The following is an 18,303-nucleotide window of genomic DNA, read 5'->3' on the forward strand; positions in this document are numbered from 1 at the left end:
AACACTCCCGGCACAGAGTGGACCGGGCGGAGGCCCGGGGGGAGAACCGTGCCGGTCCATTCCGACGTGACGCAGCCGTCCCGTCAGTTCATGGCGTACCGCCTGATACGCACTCCGAGCATCAGCAGGAGTAGGGCGGCCGCGAGATAGATCGGCGGCGCCGAAGCCCCGGTAGCAGCAAGCTCGGACCCGTCCGACGAATCGGTGGGAACCGCACCCCCACCCGTTCCCTCAGTGGAGACGGGACCGCCGCTGCTCGGGCCGGCCGTGCCAGGAGTCAGCGTACCGACCCCTCGACCGGGTCCACCGGTGCCGGAACCTGAGGATCCTGATCCGTTGGTGCCGTCGGTCCCGTCGGTTCCATCGGTCCCGTCGGTGCCGTCAGTTCCGTCAGTTCCGTCGGTTCCATCGGTGCCGTCGGTTCCATCGGTGCCGTCGGTTCCATCGGTCCCGTCGGTGCCGTCAGTTCCGTCGGTGCCGTCGGTCCCGTCGGTTCCATCGGTGCCGTCGGTTCCATCGGCTCCATCGGTGCCGTCGGTTCCATCGGTTCCATCGGTGCCGTCGGTTCCATCGGTGCCGTCGGTTCCATCGGTCCCGTTAGTAGCTTCACCGATCGCGTCAGTGACGGCATCGACAACCTCACTGACCGTGTCAGTGACCTCCTCGAAAACCGGAGCAATGACATCCCGGACGTCCTCGGTCACATCACCAACAGTGTCCGTCACGTCATCCGTGGCCCCACCAACAGTGTCAGTCACATCATCCGTAGCTTCACCAACGGAGTCAGTCACATCACCCACGGTGTCGGTCACCTCTTCGGCAACCGGACCAACGACATCCCGAACACCGTCCGTGACTCCACCAACGGAGTCAGTCACATCATCCGTGGCCTCACCAACGGTGTCAGTCACATCATCCGTGGCCTCACCAACAGTGTCAGTCACATCATCCGTGGCCCCACCAACCGTGTCAGTCACATCATCCGTAGCTTCACCAACGGAGTCAGTCACATCACCCACGGTGTCGGTCACCTCTTCGGCAACCGGACCAACGACATCCCGAACACCGTCCGTGACTCCACCAACGGAGTCAGTCACATCATCCGTGGCCCCGCCAACGGTGTCGGTCACATCATCCGTGGCCCCGCCAACGGTGTCGGTCACATCATCCGTGGCCCCGCCAACGGTGTCGGTCACATCATCCGTGGCCCCGCCAACAGTGTCAGTCACATCATCGGTGGCCTCACCAACAGTGTCGGTCACATCATCGGTGGCCTCACCAACAGTGTCAGTCACATCATCCGTGGCCCCACCAACCGTGTCAGTCACATCATCCGTAGCTTCACCAACGGAGTCAGTCACATCACCCACGGTGTCGGTCACCTCTTCGGCAACCGGACCAACGACATCCCGAACACCGTCCGTGACTCCACCAACGGAGTCAGTCACATCATCGGTGGCCTCACCAACGGTGTCAGTCACATCATCGGTGGCCTCACCAACAGTGTCAGTCACATCATCCGTAGCCCCACCAACCGTGTCAGTCACATCACCCACGGTGTCGGTCACCTCTTCGGTGGCCCCGCCAACGGTGTCGGTCACATCATCCGTAGTTTCACCCACGGTGTCGGTCACATCATCGGTGGCCTCACCAACGGTGTCGGTCACATCATCCGTAGCTTCACCCACGGTGTCGGTCACATCATCGGTGGCCCCGCCAACGGTGTCGGTCACATCATCCGTAGCTTCACCCACGGTGTCGGTCACATCATCGGTGGCCTCACCAACGGTGTCGGTCACATCATCCGTAGCTTCACCCACGGTGTCGGTCACATCATCGGTGGCCTCACCAACAGTGTCAGTCACATCATCGGTGGCCTCACCCACGGTGTCGGTCACATCATCGGTGGCCTCACCCACGGTGTCGGTCACATCATCGGTGGCCTCACCAACAGTGTCAGTCACATCATCGGTGGCCTCACCAACAGTGTCAGTCACATCATCGGTGGCCTCACCAACAGTGTCAGTCACATCATCGGTGGCCTCACCAACAGTGTCAGTCACATCATCGGTGGCCTCACCAACAGTGTCAGTCACATCATCGGTGGCCTCACCAACAGTGTCAGTCACATCATCCGTGGCCTCACCAACAGTGTCAGTCACATCATCCGTGGCCTCACCAACAGTGTCAGTCACATCATCCGTGGCCTCACCAACAGTGTCAGTCACATCACCCACGGTGTCGGTCACCTCTTCGGCAACCGGACCAACGACATCCCGAACACCGTCCGTGACTCCACCAACAGTGTCAGTCACATCATCCGTGGCCCCACCAACCGTGTCAGTCACATCGCCCACACCAGGCAACCCCGGCAGCTCAGGAACCTCAGGAGTCCCCGGAACCTCCGGCACACCAGGCAAACCAGGCAACACCGGCAGCGAGTCAACAACCTCACCCACCGGACCAGTCACCGAACCCACCAGATCACCAACATCCGGCAGCCCCGGCAGATCACCCAGACCAGGAAGACCCGGCAGGTCACCCAGCCCCGGCAGACCATCAATCACATCGCCCACACCAGGCAACCCCGGCAGCTCAGGAACCTCAGGAGTCCCCGGAACCTCCGGCACACCAGGCAAACCAGGCAACACCGGCAGCGAGTCAACAACCTCACCCACCGGACCAGTCACCGAACCCACCAGATCACCAACATCCGGCAGCCCCGGCAGATCACCCAGACCAGGAAGACCCGGCAGGTCACCCAGCCCCGGCAGACCATCAATCACATCGCCCACACCAGGCAACCCCGGCAGCTCAGGAACCTCAGGAGTCCCCGGAACCTCCGGCACACCAGGCAAACCAGGCAACACCGGCAGCGAGTCAACAACCTCACCCACCGGACCAGTCACCGAACCCACCAGATCACCAACATCCGGCAGCCCCGGCAGATCACCCAGACCAGGAAGACCCGGCAGGTCACCCAGCCCCGGCAGACCATCAATCACATCGCCCACACCAGGCAACCCCGGCAGCTCAGGAACCTCAGGAGTCCCCGGAACCTCCGGCACACCAGGCAAACCAGGCAACACCGGCAGCGAGTCAACAACCTCACCCACCGGACCAGTCACCGAACCCACCAGATCACCAACATCCGGCAGCCCCGGCAGATCACCCAGACCAGGAAGACCCGGCAGGTCACCCAGCCCCGGCAGACCATCAATCACATCGCCCACACCAGGCAACCCCGGCAGCTCAGGAACCTCAGGAGTCCCCGGAACCTCCGGCACACCAGGCAAACCAGGCAACACCGGCAGCGAGTCAACAACCTCACCCACCGGACCAGTCACCGAACCCACCAGATCACCAACATCCGGCAGCCCCGGCAGATCACCCAGACCAGGAAGACCCGGCAGGTCACCCAGCCCCGGCAGACCATCAATCACATCGCCCACACCAGGCAACCCCGGCAGCTCAGGAACCTCAGGAGTCCCCGGAACCTCCGGCACACCAGGCAAACCAGGCAACACCGGCAGCGAGTCAACAACCTCACCCACCGGACCAGTCACCGAACCCACCAGATCACCAACATCCGGCAGCCCCGGCAGATCACCCAGACCAGGAAGACCCGGCAGGTCACCCAGCCCCGGCAGACCATCAATCACATCGCCCACACCAGGCAACCCCGGCAGCTCAGGAACCTCAGGAGTCCCCGGAACCTCCGGCACACCAGGCAAACCAGGCAACACCGGCAGCGAGTCAACAACCTCACCCACCGGACCAGTCACCGAACCCACCAGATCACCAACATCCGGCAGCCCCGGCAGATCACCCAGACCAGGAAGACCCGGCAGGTCACCCAGCCCCGGCAGACCATCAATCACATCGCCCACACCAGGCAACCCCGGCAGCTCAGGAACCTCAGGAGTCCCCGGAACCTCCGGCACACCAGGCAAACCAGGCAACACCGGCAGCGAGTCAACAACCTCACCCACCGGACCAGTCACCGAACCCACCAGATCACCAACATCCGGCAGCCCCGGCAGATCACCCAGACCAGGAAGACCCGGCAGGTCACCCAGCCCCGGCAGACCATCAATCACATCGCCCACACCAGGCAACCCCGGCAGCTCAGGAACCTCAGGAGTCCCCGGAACCTCCGGCACACCAGGCAAACCAGGCAACACCGGCAGCGAGTCAACAACCTCACCCACCGGACCAGTCACCGAACCCACCAGATCACCAACATCCGGCAGCCCCGGCAGATCACCCAGACCAGGAAGACCCGGCAGGTCACCCAGCCCCGGCAGACCATCAATCACATCGCCCACACCAGGCAACCCCGGCAGCTCAGGAACCTCAGGAGTCCCCGGAACCTCCGGCACACCAGGCAAACCAGGCAACACCGGCAGCGAGTCAACAACCTCACCCACCGGACCAGTCACCGAACCCACCAGATCACCAACATCCGGCAGCCCCGGCAGATCACCCAGACCAGGAAGACCCGGCAGGTCACCCAGCCCCGGCAGACCATCAATCACATCGCCCACACCAGGCAACCCCGGCAGCTCAGGAACCTCAGGAGTCCCCGGAACCTCCGGCACACCAGGCAAACCAGGCAACACCGGCAGCGAGTCAACAACCTCACCCACCGGACCAGTCACCGAACCCACCAGATCACCAACATCCGGCAGCCCCGGCAGATCACCCAGACCAGGAAGACCCGGCAGGTCACCCAGCCCCGGCAGACCATCAATCACATCGCCCACACCAGGCAACCCCGGCAGCTCAGGAACCTCAGGAGTCCCCGGAACCTCCGGCACACCAGGCAAACCAGGCAACACCGGCAGCGAGTCAACAACCTCACCCACCGGACCAGTCACCGAACCCACCAGATCACCAACATCCGGCAGCCCCGGCAGATCACCCAGACCAGGAAGACCCGGCAGGTCACCCAGCCCCGGCAGACCATCAATCACATCGCCCACACCAGGCAACCCCGGCAGCTCAGGAACCTCAGGAGTCCCCGGAACCTCCGGCACACCAGGCAAACCAGGCAACACCGGCAGCGAGTCAACAACCTCACCCACCGGACCAGTCACCGAACCCACCAGATCACCAACATCCGGCAGCCCCGGCAGATCACCCAGACCAGGAAGACCCGGCAGGTCACCCAGCCCCGGCAGACCATCAATCACATCGCCCACACCAGGCAACCCCGGCAGCTCAGGAACCTCAGGAGTCCCCGGAACCTCCGGCACACCAGGCAAACCAGGCAACACCGGCAGCGAGTCAACAACCTCACCCACCGGACCAGTCACCGAACCCACCAGATCACCAACATCCGGCAGCCCCGGCAGATCACCCAGACCAGGAAGACCCGGCAGGTCACCCAGCCCCGGCAGACCATCAATCACATCGCCCACACCAGGCAACCCCGGCAGCTCAGGAACCTCAGGAGTCCCCGGAACCTCCGGCACACCAGGCAAACCAGGCAACACCGGCAGCGAGTCAACAACCTCACCCACCGGACCAGTCACCGAACCCACCAGATCACCAACATCCGGCAGCCCCGGCAGATCACCCAGACCAGGAAGACCCGGCAGGTCACCCAGCCCCGGCAGACCATCAATCACATCGCCCACACCAGGCAACCCCGGCAGCTCAGGAACCTCAGGAGTCCCCGGAACCTCCGGCACACCAGGCAAACCAGGCAACACCGGCAGCGAGTCAAGGACCTCAGCAGGTGCCCCGGCCACATCCTCAACCGCACCACCAACGGAGTCAGTCACACCATCGGTCGACTCGACCACATCACCAGTAACACCGTCCGCAGCACCAGTCACCGAATCAGCAACCTCACCAACCGGACCAGTCACCGAACCCACCAGATCACCGGCACCAGGCAACGAGCCCAGAACATCACCGGGAGCCCCGGCCACATCCTCAACCGCACCACCAACGGAGTCAGTCACACCATCGGTCGACTCGACCACATCACCAGTAACACCGTCCGCAGCACCAGTCACCGAATCAGCAACCTCACCAACCGGACCAGTCACCGAACCCACCAGATCACCGGCACCAGGCAACGAGCCCAGAACATCACCGGGAGCCCCGGCCACATCCTCAACCGCACCACCAACGGAGTCAGTCACACCATCGGTCGACTCGACCACATCACCAGTAACACCGTCCGCAGCACCAGTCACCGAATCAGCAACCTCACCAACCGGACCAGTCACCGAACCCACCAGATCACCGGCACCAGGCAACGAGCCCAGAACATCACCGGGAGCCCCGGCCACATCCTCAACCGCACCACCAACGGAGTCAGTCACACCATCGGTCGACTCGACCACATCACCAGTAACACCGTCCGCAGCACCAGTCACCGAATCAGCAACCTCACCAACCGGACCAGTCACCGAACCGACCAACCCACCAGCGCCAGGCGCCGTATTCCCGTTGGCCGGGTCATTCCCGTTGCCACCGTTCCCGTTGGCCGGGTCATTCCCGTTGCCACCGTTCCCGTTGGCCGGGTCATTCCCGTTGCCACCGTTCCCGTTGGCCGGGTCATTCCCGTTACCACCGTTCCCGTTGGCCGGGTCATTCCCGTTACCACCGTTCCCGTTGGCCGGGTCATTCCCGTTGCCACCGTTCCCGTTGGCCGGGTCATTCCCGTTACCACCGTTCCCGTTGGCCGGGTCATTCCCGTTACCACCGTTCCCGTTGGCCGGGTCATTCCCGTTACCACCGTTCCCGTTGGCCGGGTCATTCCCGTTACCACCGTTCCCGTTGGCCGGGTCATTCCCGTTACCACCGTTCCCGTTGGCCGGGTCAAGGGCCTCTTGCACTACCCCGGACACATCGTCGACCGCGCCCGCGGCTGCCCGATCCACGGCCTGCACCGTCTCTGAGCCCAACACCTCACCGACAACAGCACACGCACAATTGCCATTGCCGTGATTCTCGTTTGCCGCGGACTCACCGGACTGCGCCGCCGCATCGACCTCAGCCTCAGCCGCGACCTCAGCCTCGGCCGCACCCGATGTCTGTCCGGACTCCGTGCGCTCAGCTGCCGCGGAGACCGTCTCGTCGACCGTCGTGACGGCACTGGCATCAGCCTCGTTGCTCTCGACTTCGACGGCGACTTCACCTTGCTCGCCGCCGGACGCATCCGCACCTGCGGATGACTCACCTTCCTCACCGGTGAGAACTTCGGTGACTTCATCGACAACTGAACCTCCGCCTTCGGACTCACCTTGTGAGTTCGATTCAACGGGTGCTGTGTCGAGAAGTCCACCAATCGCGTCGTCACCTGTTGCGGCGCTTGCAGCGCCAGCACCGATGACCACGAGTCCCCCGGTCAGGAGCGCCGTTTGGACGGCGCGCCTGACATAGATTCGCATCAAAGATCTCCTGACTTGTGGATGACGCACCCGTACCGGGTGCCAAACGCGCGCCGGTCTCAGGGACCAGCCGTGTCATCCGTCAGTCAGGAGAGATGACGACGTCGAGAATGACGTCGAGGAAAGACCACATCGCGCCCGCTCCCACCTGCGTGGAGCTCGTGGGCGGCGAGAAGTGCTCGTGATGTCCGATCGTCGCGACCGAGGCTGAGCCAGCGGCGGTCGGCCCATACGCGACACCTGTCGACACCATCCCGTCAGTTGGGACGGTGAAGCCCGCACGCTCCGGCGCCTGCGTCGGCACCATCTGCTGCACCGGGGCGGCAATCTCGTTCGTGGGGAGCGCTACCGACTGCGGCACGTCGTGAATCGTCGCAGTGACCGGGTGCAGCACGGTGCCGCCAGCTGGGGCAGCATCAGTCGCGGGCTTATCTGCCGTCGCGTGTGCGACCCTCAAGGGCTCAGCGATCGAAGCTGTCGTTGGCGTCGTCGCTGGTGCACGATCGACGACCGCGAACGCTTCAGTCGCCGCGACCGCGTCGTCAACTAGCGAGATGCCCACGGTCGACTTCACATCATTGAGCGGGCTCAACACGGTGTTACCGACGGGTGCAGTGAGCGCCACGACCGGCTCAGCGAGTGCCACGACCGGCTCAGTGAGCGCTACGACCGGCTCGAGCACCGGGTCCAGAACTGGGCGCACAGGCTCGAGGACCGGGTCAAAGGATGCGACCACCGGCTCGAGCGCGCCATCCACCACCGGCACCATGGAGACCAGGTCGGTGATCGGTCCGGGGGTCGGCTCCTCGGACTCCGAGACGACGATCAGCAAGACATCCCCGGCGATGTCGGTGGGCACTGACTCCGTCCGAGGTTCTGAGGACTCCGACTCCACCGCGGCCTGGTCCGTGTGAGCACCATTGCTCGCTGGCTCGACCTCGGCTTCTGCCTCGATGTCACTGGTACCTGAGGGGGCCACCGGCTCTGCTGCCTCGACCACTGGCTCGACCACATCGGCCAGGTCGGCAACAGGTTCAGTGGCTTCGCTGACCTCTTCGGTGACCGCAGCGGCCGGCTCCGTGACGTGCTCGACCACTTCGTTTACCGGTTCGGTCGCCTGCTCGAGGACCTCGCCGGCCCCACCGGCCACCTCAGCCACCGGCTCGCTCGCGGCGGCAACCGGCTCCTCAGCGGGCGCCGCTTCCTCAGCAGGCGCCGCTTCCTCAGCGGCTGCGGCCTCCGGCTCTACATCCTCGGCAGCAGCGGCGCCGTCGCCAGCCTCAGCTGACGCGGCCGGCTCATTGCTAACGTCAGCCACCTCGTCAACGACGTCTGTCGCGTCATCGACCACATCGGTCGCGTCGCCGAGCAGTCCACCCACGGGGGAGTCGTCCGCAGATGCCGCGGTGCTGAATGCCGCGCCGAGGACGACAGCACCGAAGAAGGTCATCATGCAGCGCAGGGCCCAGCGCAGCGAACGGCGCGCGCCGCCCCGCTGCTGACCTTCTGTGCTGCTGCGCATCTGGGATTTCCCCTCACTCTCCCTTGGCAGTGTCATGTTACTCACATCACACAACCGTGCAAGCAGGGCGCAGATGAACATCAGGTGACGGACGGGTCGAGTGGCGGTGACCTCTGCGTGGCGAGTGCCACAGCACGCACGCGCACGAGCGTGAAAGACTTGCAACGATGCGCTCGAGCGGCGGGCGTGCGAGGAATGGAGGTCCGATGAACATCTCACCCCAGCGATCGCCCGACCCCGCCGCCGCTGCCGCCGACGGCGCCACGACGCCTGGGGTGGGCACGCGCCTGGACCCGTGGCTGGGCCACTACGCCAACCGGACCCACGGGATGAAGGCGTCCGAGATCCGTGCTCTGTTCGCCGTCGCCAACCGCCCCGAGGTGGTCTCCCTGGCAGGCGGCATGCCCTTCCTGGCCGGTCTCCCGCTGGAGACCATCAGTGAGGTGACAGCAAAGCTACTCGCCGAGCGGGGCGCCGTCGCCCTGCAATACGGGTCCGGACAGGGTGAGGAGGCGTTCCGGGAGCAGATCCTCGAGGTGATGCGGGCGGAGCACATCCGTGCCCACTCTGATGACGTCGTGGTCACCACCGGCTCCCAGCAGGCACTGGATCTGGTCACCCGGATATTCATCGACCCGGGTGACGTGATCGTGGCCGAGGCGCCCAGCTACGTCGGCGCTCTCGGCGTGTTCCGCGCCTACCAGGCCGATGTGGTGCACGCGCCGATGGATGCCGACGGGCTCATACCGGAGGCACTCGAGGAGTCACTCGCGGATCTCGCCGCCCAGGGCAGGACGGTGAAACTGCTCTATACGGTGCCGAACTTCCACAATCCCGGCGGGGTCACCCTGAGCCGAGAACGGCGGCCACAGATCGTGGAGATCGCCCAGCGTTTCGGTGTGCTGATCCTTGAGGACAACCCCTACGGCCTGCTCGGATTCGACGAGGACCCGCTCCCAGCGCTGCACACGTACGCACCGGAGAGCGTGATCTACCTCGGGTCCTTCTCCAAGACCTTCGCCCCCGGATACCGGGTCGGTTGGGCCCTCGCCCCGCACGCGGTCCGGGAGCGCCTCGTGCTCGCCGCCGAATCCGCGATCCTGTGCCCGTCGATGATGAGCCAGCTGTCCATCTCCACGTACCTGTCCACATGCGACTGGCGCGGTCAGATCAAGTCCTTCCGTGAGGTCTACCGTGAGCGCCGGGACGCGATGATCGGTGCGCTCGCCGAGTTCCTTCCCACGGCATCCTGGACGCACCCGCGCGGCGGCTTCTATACGTGGGTCCAGATGCCCGAGGGCCTCGACACGCAGGACATGCTTCCCCGCGCCGTCACCGAGCTGGTGGCGTACGTGCCGGGCACCGCCTTCTATGCCGACGGACAGGGCAAGGAGTTCATGCGGCTCTCGTACTGCTACCCGACACCGGAACGCATCCGGGAAGGCGTTCGGCGCCTGTCCACCGTGGTGAACAACGAGCTGGACCTGGTGCGCATCTTCGGCACCTCCGGCGGTGTCGGCGCTGCCGGTGGCGCCGGTGTAGACGCTCCCGGACCCGACCAGACCTGAGGAGGCCTGAGTTGCCCGCAGTACAGCCCGACGCCGTCCCGTCCGTCTCCCATCAGGCCGACCCGTTGGAGGTGCTCATCCTCGCGGGCGGGCTCTCCCATGAGCGTGAGGTCTCGGTCAGGTCCGGTCGGCGAGTAGCCGAAGCCCTCCGCTCTGCCGGCGCTTCTGCCACCGTGCACGACCTGGACACCAGCCTGTTGGACTTCCTGCACACGGCCCGACCGGACGTCGTCTGGCCGCTGCTGCACGGCTCCACGGGCGAGGACGGGGCGATCCGTGATTTGCTCGCCCTCGCCGGTGTGCCGTACGTGGGCACAGACTCTGCCGGGGCACGGATCACCTGGTCCAAGCCGGTCGCGGCATCCATGATGCGCCGTGCTGGAGCACGCACACCTGAATCGGCGACTCTGCCGCAGAGCCTGTTCCGCGAGGTCGGCGCCCGCGCCGTGCTGGGACGCGTGGTGAGCCGCCTCCCGTTGCCCCTGGTGGTCAAGCCCGCGATGGGTGGCTCAGCGCTCGGGGTGACGGTGGTGACCGATCCCGAGCACCTGCCGCAGGCCATGGTGCATTGCTTCTCCTATGGCGAGACGGCACTGATCGAACGCGCAGTGGAGGGGACCGAGCTGGCGGTCTCGGTCGTGGACAACGGTGCAGGCCCACGGGCACTGCCGGCGGTCGAGATCGTGACGGACGGGCCCTACGACTACGACGCGCGGTACAACGCCGGGCGCACCGAGTACTTTGCCCCCGCACGGCTCTCCGCCGAACAGGCCCGAGCTGCCGCAGAGCTGGCTGTGCTCGCCCACCAGACCCTGGGTTTGCAACACCTGTCCCGCACGGACATGATCGTCGACCCCGACGGCCTCCCATGGTTCCTCGAGGCGAACGTCGCCCCGGGAATGACCGAGACAAGCTTGTTCCCGCAAGCCGTGCGAGCCGCAGAGGACTCGATCGACCGGCTCTATCTGGAACTGGCATACGCGGGCCAGCGCGCGCAGCGCTGAGCGCCGACTACTCCTCGTCGACGGGAGCCTCCCGCAGGACTCCCGGGTCACTCGGCGTCAGCACACCCAGGATCCGGTTCAGATCCTGCACACTCGCGCACTCGATGCTCAGACCCTTCCCTTGTCAGAGGCCGCGAGCCTCCGGATAGGTCAGCCTCAGGGACTGACCTATCCGGAGGTGTCTCACGCGCGTGCTACTCCTTCGACGTTGCTCAGGAGTGGCTCGCGCCCGTGCCGGCTGCAACGGTGTAGTTGCAGACGAACCTGTAGGTCGTGACCTTGGAGGTATCCGCCTCATCGGCGAAGGTCACGGTGACGGCGTTCGCCCCCTCTGTGGGAGTGAAGGTCACCGAGCACGTGGTGGACTGACCCGCCTCCAGCGTTTCCGCCTCACAGGTCACCTCACCAGCCTCCGACTGAGCGGCCAACTCGACACTGCTGCTGCCGTTGTTGGTCACCGGGATGGCCATCGTGATCTGCTCACCCACACCGTCCGGCGTCTCGCCGGCAGCAATGACCTCGACGGTGGGCTGTGTCACGGTGAAGTGCGCCGTGCCGGATCCTCCGTCGTTGCCGTTCTCGCTCCCGTTGTAGGTGAAGGAGAATTCGAAGACGCCACCCTCATTGGGGCCCGACTCACTGCCGAATGTCACGTTCACGGTGTTCTCTCCCTCAGCAGGAGTGACCGTGATCGAGCACGTGGTGGACTGACCCGCCTCCAGCGTTTCCGCCTCACAGGTCACCTCACCAGCATCGGACTCAGCCACCAGCGAAGTGATGGTCTCGGCACCGCTGTTGGTCACCGGAATGGTCATCCGGACCTGCTCACCCACACCGTCCGGCGTGTCAGCAGCTGGAATGACCTCCATGCCGGCCTCATCCACAGAGAACGTCGGATCGCTCGAGCCGCCACCCAGCAGATCACCGGTCGGGAGGCTCCCGAGCAGGTCACCCGTGGGCAGGCCACCGATCAGATCATCGGTGGGCAGGCCACCGACCAGATCATCGGTGGGCAGGCCGTCCGTGGGGAGCCCGTCCGTGGGCAAGCCACCCAGCAGGTCACCCGTGGGCAGACCACCGAGCAGGTCACCCGTGGGCAGACCACCGAGCAGATCGCCCGTGGGCAGACCACCCAGCAGGTCACCCGTGGGCAGACCACCGACCAGATCATCGGTCGGGAGTGTGCCGCTGCCATCCGTGCCATCGGTCCCGGTAGTTCCGGTGAAGGTGAACGTGAACTGGAAGGATCCGACGCTCGAGGAGTCGCCCTCACTGCCGAATGTCACGTTCACGGTGTTCTCTCCCTCAGCAGGAGTGACCGTGATCGAGCACGTGGTGGACTGACCCGCCTCCAGCGTTTCCGCCTCACAGGTCACCTCACCAGCATCGGACTCAGCCACCAACGAAGTGATGGTCTCGGCACCGCTGTTGGTCACCGGAATGGTCATCCGGACCTGCTCACCCACACCGTCCGGCGTGTCAGCAGCTGGAATGACCTCCATGCCGGCCTGATCCACAGAGAACGTCGGCACGCTCGAGCCGCCGTCGGCGCCTTCGCTCGAGCCGCCGCCCAGCAGATCACCGTTGGCCAGGCCGCCAATCAGTCCGTCGGCGCCTGAGCCATCTCCCGTTCCGCCGCTCACAATGGAGGACAGCGACTCGAGGGTGTTGATGTTCTCCGTCACCTCAAGGGCTTCGAGGATGGCTGTGGGATCGCCGCTGGACACACTCTCCAGTGCCGTCTCCCACAAGAGCCGCCAGGTATCAACGTGATCACCTGCGAAACCGACGTACTCCTCCATGTTGGTCAACGTCTCGGGAGTCACGCGCGCCAGAATGTCCGACGCGTCAGTTGTCTCCCAGAGATAGTTGGGGTTCGTGAGCATTTCTGGACTCGGAAGGCCCGGAATGATCAGATCTGAAAGGTTAGCCAGTTCATCAGCTGACGGGACATTCAGAGTCGTTAGGTCATTCGAGTCCAGAGGGATTCCGATCCCGCCGCATGAGGTGAGCAGGGTCACATAGTCAGTGCCGTGCCCCCTCACGTGCGAGGGGTTGAAAACCGGAATCCAACCCAGGGGTCCACCGTAGATGTCGATGACCGGCATGTCGGAGTTTCCGATGGCACCACTGGCCAAGGAGAGAACCAGGTTCTCGTAGGTGTCATCGGTGTGGAATTCGTTGAAGTGCGAGAAAGTTCCAAGCAGTGGAATTCCCTCTTCGTTGGCCCACATGTGATCGAGGAAGAAGGTACAGGCGTCTCCTCCGCCGCCGCCGTGCCCTCCGTGACCACCGCCACCTTCCTCGTGGCCACCGTCACCTTGCTCCTGGCCAGCGTTTCCGCCTCCATGCCCTCCGTGCCCGTCTGACTGTCCGCCGGACTGGGCACCGGTGGCACTGATCAGTTGCGGATCAGAGGAAGAGCCGCCCTGCGTGGTCATCACTGGCGAATCGTCAGTCGGCTCGTCTGACCCAAGGGGAGCGGCCATCGCTGAGGACATCAGGCCGAAGCTCGCCGCCGCGGCAACGACTATCGATGCCACTGTACGACCCGTCCGGCGCGCGAATGCGGGAGGCACACTCCTCTCCGGCTGCACGTATTCGGAGTCACCGTGACGGCGACCCCACATGATGATTGACATAATTACTTCTCCATTCTCATCCATCGAATTTTCGGGATTCGTGAGACCGATGGATCGCACCGATCTCGGAGATCAAGGCCCTCCGGAGGGTGAATTCGTATGAGAGTCCTCGATCTGTTCTCAGGGACACCAGTGCAGGAGGGTCACGTCGTTTGTTCCGACATGAACTGGTGTCGTCGCGTTCCCCGCCCGCTGCCTGTTTGGCGAGCAGACGGGCTTCAGAGGCCGTGGATCACGTCGTCATGGCTCGACGGCGGCGCACCATCACCAGACCAGAAAGAATCAGCAAGCCTGCGATTCCGGCAAGTTGGGGACTTCCCACACCTGTCGCTGGCAACACGCCGATAGGTCCGAATCCGGGTGAGGTGATTGATACAGAGGATCCGCCGGTCACGATCGAGCCACCGGTAACATGGCTGACGCTCCCACCGGGCACAATCGCGCCACCAGTTGGGAAGGACACGCTGCCACCAGTCACGTTCGAGACGCCTGTGACATCCACTGACCCGCCGACGCCACCGGTTCCGTTGGTGTCGTCCGTTGCGTTGACGGGGAACTGGTAGGTGGCCACCTTTGAGACATCAGTCTCATCGATGAAGGCCACGGTCACCGTGCTCACACCATCCGGCGTAAACGTCACCGTACAGGTCGTGGATTCACCAGGAGCCAACGACGTCGACTCACAGGTCAGCTCACCAACATCAGACTGAGCCACCAAACTCCCAACCGGAGTATCACCGCTATTGGTCACAGAAACCGTCATACGGATCTGCTCACCAACACCCTCCGGAGTGTCAGCCGCCGGCACAACTTCCATGCTGGCCTCATCCACAGTGAAAACCACCGTGCCCGATGTGCCGTCGATGCCATCGCCACCGTCCGTTGCGTTGACGGGGAACTGGTAGGTGGCCACCTTTGAGACATCAGTCTCATCGATGAAGGCCACGGTCACCGTGCTCACACCATCCGGCGTAAACGTCACCGTACAGGTCGTGGATTCACCAGGAGCCAACGACGTCGACTCACAGGTCAGCTCACCAACATCAGACTGAGCCACCAGACTCCCAACCGGAGTATCACCGCTATTGGTCACAGAAACCGTCATACGGATCTGCTCACCAACACCCTCCGGAGTGTCAGCCGCCGGCACAACTTCCATGCTGGCCTCATCCACAGTGAAAACCACCGTGCCCGATGTGCCGTCGATGCCGTCAGTGCCGCTGGTCCCATTGGTTCCGTCAGTGCCGTCGGTCCCGTCCGGGCTGTCGGTCCCGTCAGTGCCGTCAGTTCCATCGGTCCCGTCGGTGCCGTCAGACCCATCGGTCCCATCAGTGCCGTCGGTCCCGTCCGGGCTGTCGGTCCCATCAGTGCCGTCAGTGCCGTCAGTGCCGTCAGTTCCATCGGTCCCGTCGGTTCCGTCGGTCCCGTCCGGGCTGTCGGTCCCATCAGTACCGCCGAGCAGACCACCAGGATCATCACCAAGCAGCCCATCAGTCACACCACCCGGCAAAACACCAAGCAGCCCATCACTCACACCAGCGCCATCAGACCCATCAGTGCCGCCAAGCAGACCACCAAAATCATCACCAAGCAGCCCATCAGTCACACCACCCGGCAAAACACCAAGCAGCCCATCACTCACACCAGCGCCATCGGTCCCGTCAGCTCCATCGGTCCCGTCGGTCCCATCGGTGCCGTCAGACCCATCGGTCCCATCAGTGCCGTCGGTCCCGTCCGGGCTGTCGGTCCCATCAGTACCGCCGAGCAGACCACCAAAATCATCACCAAGCAGCCCATCAGTCACACCACCCGGCAAAACACCAAGCAGCCCATCACTCACACCAGCGCCATCGGTCCCGTCAGCTCCATCGGTTCCGTCAGTCCCGTCGGTGCCGTCGGTGCCATCGGTCCCGTCGGTTCCATTGGTCCCGTCGGTGCCGTCGGTTCCGTCGGTTCCATCGGTTCCATCGGTCCCGTCGGTTCCGTCAGGCCCGTCGGTTCCATCGGTTCCGTCGGTTCCATCGGTCCCGTCGGTTCCATTGGTCCCGTCGGTTCCATCGGTCCCGTCGGTTCCATCGGTTCCATCGGTCCCGTCGGTTCCATCGGTCCCGTCGGTTCCATCGGTCCCGTCGGTTCCATCGGTCCCGTCGGTTCCATCGGTCCCGTCGGTCCCGTCGGTCCCGTCGGTTCCATCGGTCCCGTCGGTCCCATCGGTCCCGTCGGTTCCATCGGTCCCATCGGTTCCATCGGTCCCGTCGGTTCCATCGGTTCCGTCAGTCCCATCGGATCCATCGGATCCGTCAGTCCCATCGGATCCATCGGATCCATCGGATCCATCGGTCCCATCGGTTCCATCGGTCCCGTCAGTCCCATCGGTTCCGTCAGTCCCATCGGATCCATCGGATCCGTCAGTCCCATCGGATCCATCGGATCCGTCAGTCCCATCGGATCCATCGGATCCATCGGTTCCATCGGATCCATCGGTTCCATCGGTGCCATCGGTCCCATCGGTTCCATCGGTCCCGTCAGTCCCATCGGATCCGTCAGTCCCATCGGATCCATCGGTTCCATCGGTGCCATCGGTCCCATCGGATCCGTCAGTCCCATCGGTCCCATCGGTGCCATCGGTCCCATCGGATCCGTCAGTCCCATCGGTCCCATCGGTGCCATCGGTGCCATCGGTCCCATCGGATCCGTCAGTCCCATCGGTCCCATCGGAGCTGTCAGTTCCGTCAGTGCCGCCGAGCAGACCACCAGGATCATCACCAAGCAGCCCATCAGTCACACCACCCGGCAAAACACCAAGCAGCCCATCACTCACACCAGCGCCATCGGTCCCGTCAGCGCCATCGGTCCCGTCAGCGCCATTGGTCCCGTCGGTGCCATCGGTCCCGTCGGTCCCATCGGTGCCATCGGCTCCATCGGCTCCATTGGTCCCGTCGGTTCCGTCCGGGCTGTCGGTGCCATCGGTCCCGTCGGTTCCGTCGGTCCCGTCAGTCCCATCGGTCCCGTCAGTTCCATCGGTGCCATCGGTCCCGTCGGTGCCATCGGTCCCGTCAGTTCCATCGGTGCCATCGGTCCCGTCGGTGCCATCGGTCCCATCGGATCCGTCAGTTCCATCGGTCCCATCGGTGCCATCGGTGCCATCGGATCCGTCAGTTCCATCGGTGCCATCGGTCCCGTCGGTCCCATCGGATCCGTCAGTCCCATCGGTGCCATCGGTCCCATCGGATCCGTCAGTCCCATCGGTGCCATCGGTGCCATCGGTCCCATCGGATCCGTCAGTCCCATCGGTGCCATCGGATCCGTCAGTCCCATCGGTCCCATCGGATCCGTCAGTGCCATCGGTGCCATCGGATCCGTCAGTCCCATCGGTCCCATCGGATCCGTCAGTGCCATCGGTCCCATCGGATCCGTCAGTCCCATCGGTCCCATCGGATCCGTCAGTCCCATCGGTTCCATCGGTTCCGTCCGGGCTGTCGGTGCCGTCGGTCCCATCGGAGTCCGACCCGTCCTCGGTCACGTCCTCAACCGTGCAGCAACCAGGACCGTCGTCGGCGCCGCCCGAGCCGTCAGGCTCGGAGCCTTCAGAACCGTCCGAACCATCGGAGCCCGAAGATCCGCTCTCGGTCACATCCTCAACGGTGCAGCACTCTTCTTCTGCTTCTGCGCTGACACTCGTACTCGCTGCAGCTGTCGACGACTGGTCATCGCCGCCACTCGCAGTTTCGGGGTCCACCACAACTGTGGCTGCCCCATCACTCGATTCACCAGCACTCACACTGGCCTCGGCGGCCGATTCATCGGAGGCGCTGGTCTCTGCCGCGTCGCCGTGGTCCTCGTCGCCACCTTGGTGCTCGACGGCGGACTCGTTCTGAGCAGATTCCTGTCCGTCGATGCTCGTGCCTTCATCCGCAGCCTCCGGCTGCACGGCACTTGTGTCTGACACCACGGTCTGCTCTACCGTGGTCGTTACCTCTGGCTGGTCACTGTCATCGCACTCACCGTCTGTACTCGTCGGCAGAATGCCGTCAAGCACAGCAAGTAGGTCGTCGTCGGTTGATTCACAAATGGCCTCATCATTAGCATCTGCGCTTCCGCTTTCGGCGGTTCTCTCGACGGTTTCTGAGACCGAGGATATGGCGCTGCTTTCGACGA

7 protein-coding genes are annotated in these 18,303 nt (G+C 64.1%); 3 read left to right on the forward strand and 4 right to left on the reverse strand.

Annotated elements, in window-relative coordinates:
- Nucleotides 1-83 precede the first annotated feature (83 nt).
- Both BLU77_RS13985 and BLU77_RS13990 read right to left on the reverse strand, forming a co-directional pair.
- Nucleotides 84-7,409: an apolipoprotein A-IV repeat region-like domain-containing protein gene (locus BLU77_RS13985; protein WP_139177774.1), complete on the reverse strand. Its 7,326-nt coding sequence runs from the start codon at nucleotides 7,407-7,409 to the stop codon at nucleotides 84-86.
- Between the two features lie 82 nt (nucleotides 7,410-7,491).
- A complete protein-coding gene (locus BLU77_RS13990) occupies nucleotides 7,492-8,931 on the reverse strand; it encodes a hypothetical protein (protein WP_089773718.1) in 1,440 nt (479 codons plus the stop codon).
- 206 nt (nucleotides 8,932-9,137) lie between these two features.
- On the opposite strand from BLU77_RS13990, the gene BLU77_RS13995 reads away from it, so the two are divergent.
- Together BLU77_RS13995 and BLU77_RS14000 are read left to right on the forward strand one after the other, a co-directional pair.
- A complete protein-coding gene (locus BLU77_RS13995) occupies nucleotides 9,138-10,499 on the forward strand; it encodes an aminotransferase-like domain-containing protein (RefSeq protein WP_089773719.1) in 1,362 nt (453 codons plus the stop codon).
- An 11-nt stretch (nucleotides 10,500-10,510) separates the two neighbouring features.
- On the forward strand, nucleotides 10,511-11,503 hold the full coding sequence (locus tag BLU77_RS14000) for a D-alanine--D-alanine ligase family protein (RefSeq protein WP_245708866.1): 993 nt from the start codon (nucleotides 10,511-10,513) through the stop codon (nucleotides 11,501-11,503).
- Nucleotides 11,504-11,715: 212 nt separating this feature from the next.
- On the opposite strand, the gene BLU77_RS14005 is transcribed toward BLU77_RS14000, so the two are convergent.
- Nucleotides 11,716-13,389 carry a COG1361 family protein gene (locus tag BLU77_RS14005; protein WP_139177775.1) on the reverse strand — a complete coding sequence of 558 codons (1,674 nt, stop codon included), beginning with the start codon at nucleotides 13,387-13,389 and terminating at the stop codon, nucleotides 11,716-11,718.
- Between the two features lie 285 nt (nucleotides 13,390-13,674).
- On the opposite strand from BLU77_RS14005, the gene BLU77_RS21795 reads away from it, so the two are divergent.
- On the forward strand, nucleotides 13,675-13,872 hold the full coding sequence (locus BLU77_RS21795; protein ID WP_139177776.1) for a hypothetical protein: 198 nt from the start codon (nucleotides 13,675-13,677) through the stop codon (nucleotides 13,870-13,872).
- Between the two features lie 505 nt (nucleotides 13,873-14,377).
- Here BLU77_RS21795 and BLU77_RS22950 read toward each other — a convergent pair.
- The gene (locus BLU77_RS22950; protein WP_175477111.1) at nucleotides 14,378-17,779 is read right to left on the reverse strand and encodes an LPXTG cell wall anchor domain-containing protein; all 3,402 of its coding nucleotides are present in this window, start codon (nucleotides 17,777-17,779) and stop codon (nucleotides 14,378-14,380) included.
- Nucleotides 17,780-18,303 lie beyond the last annotated feature (524 nt).

It is taken from the genome of Ruania alba, from assembly GCF_900105765.1.
Taxonomy (GTDB): Bacteria; Actinomycetota; Actinomycetes; order Actinomycetales; family Beutenbergiaceae; genus Ruania; species Ruania alba.

What these genes read in the sequence shown, in the direction of transcription:
- BLU77_RS14005 (WP_139177775.1), bottom strand. Translation starts at nt 13,389, where the DNA reads ATGCTCACGAACCCCAACTATCTCTGGGAGACAACTGACGCGTCGGAC.
- BLU77_RS13990 (WP_089773718.1), bottom strand. Translation starts at nt 8,931, where the DNA reads ATGCGCAGCAGCACAGAAGGTCAGCAGCGGGGCGGCGCGCGCCGTTCG.
- BLU77_RS13995 (WP_089773719.1), top strand. Translation starts at nt 9,138, where the DNA reads ATGAACATCTCACCCCAGCGATCGCCCGACCCCGCCGCCGCTGCCGCC.
- BLU77_RS13985 (WP_139177774.1), bottom strand. Translation starts at nt 7,409, where the DNA reads ATGCGAATCTATGTCAGGCGCGCCGTCCAAACGGCGCTCCTGACCGGG.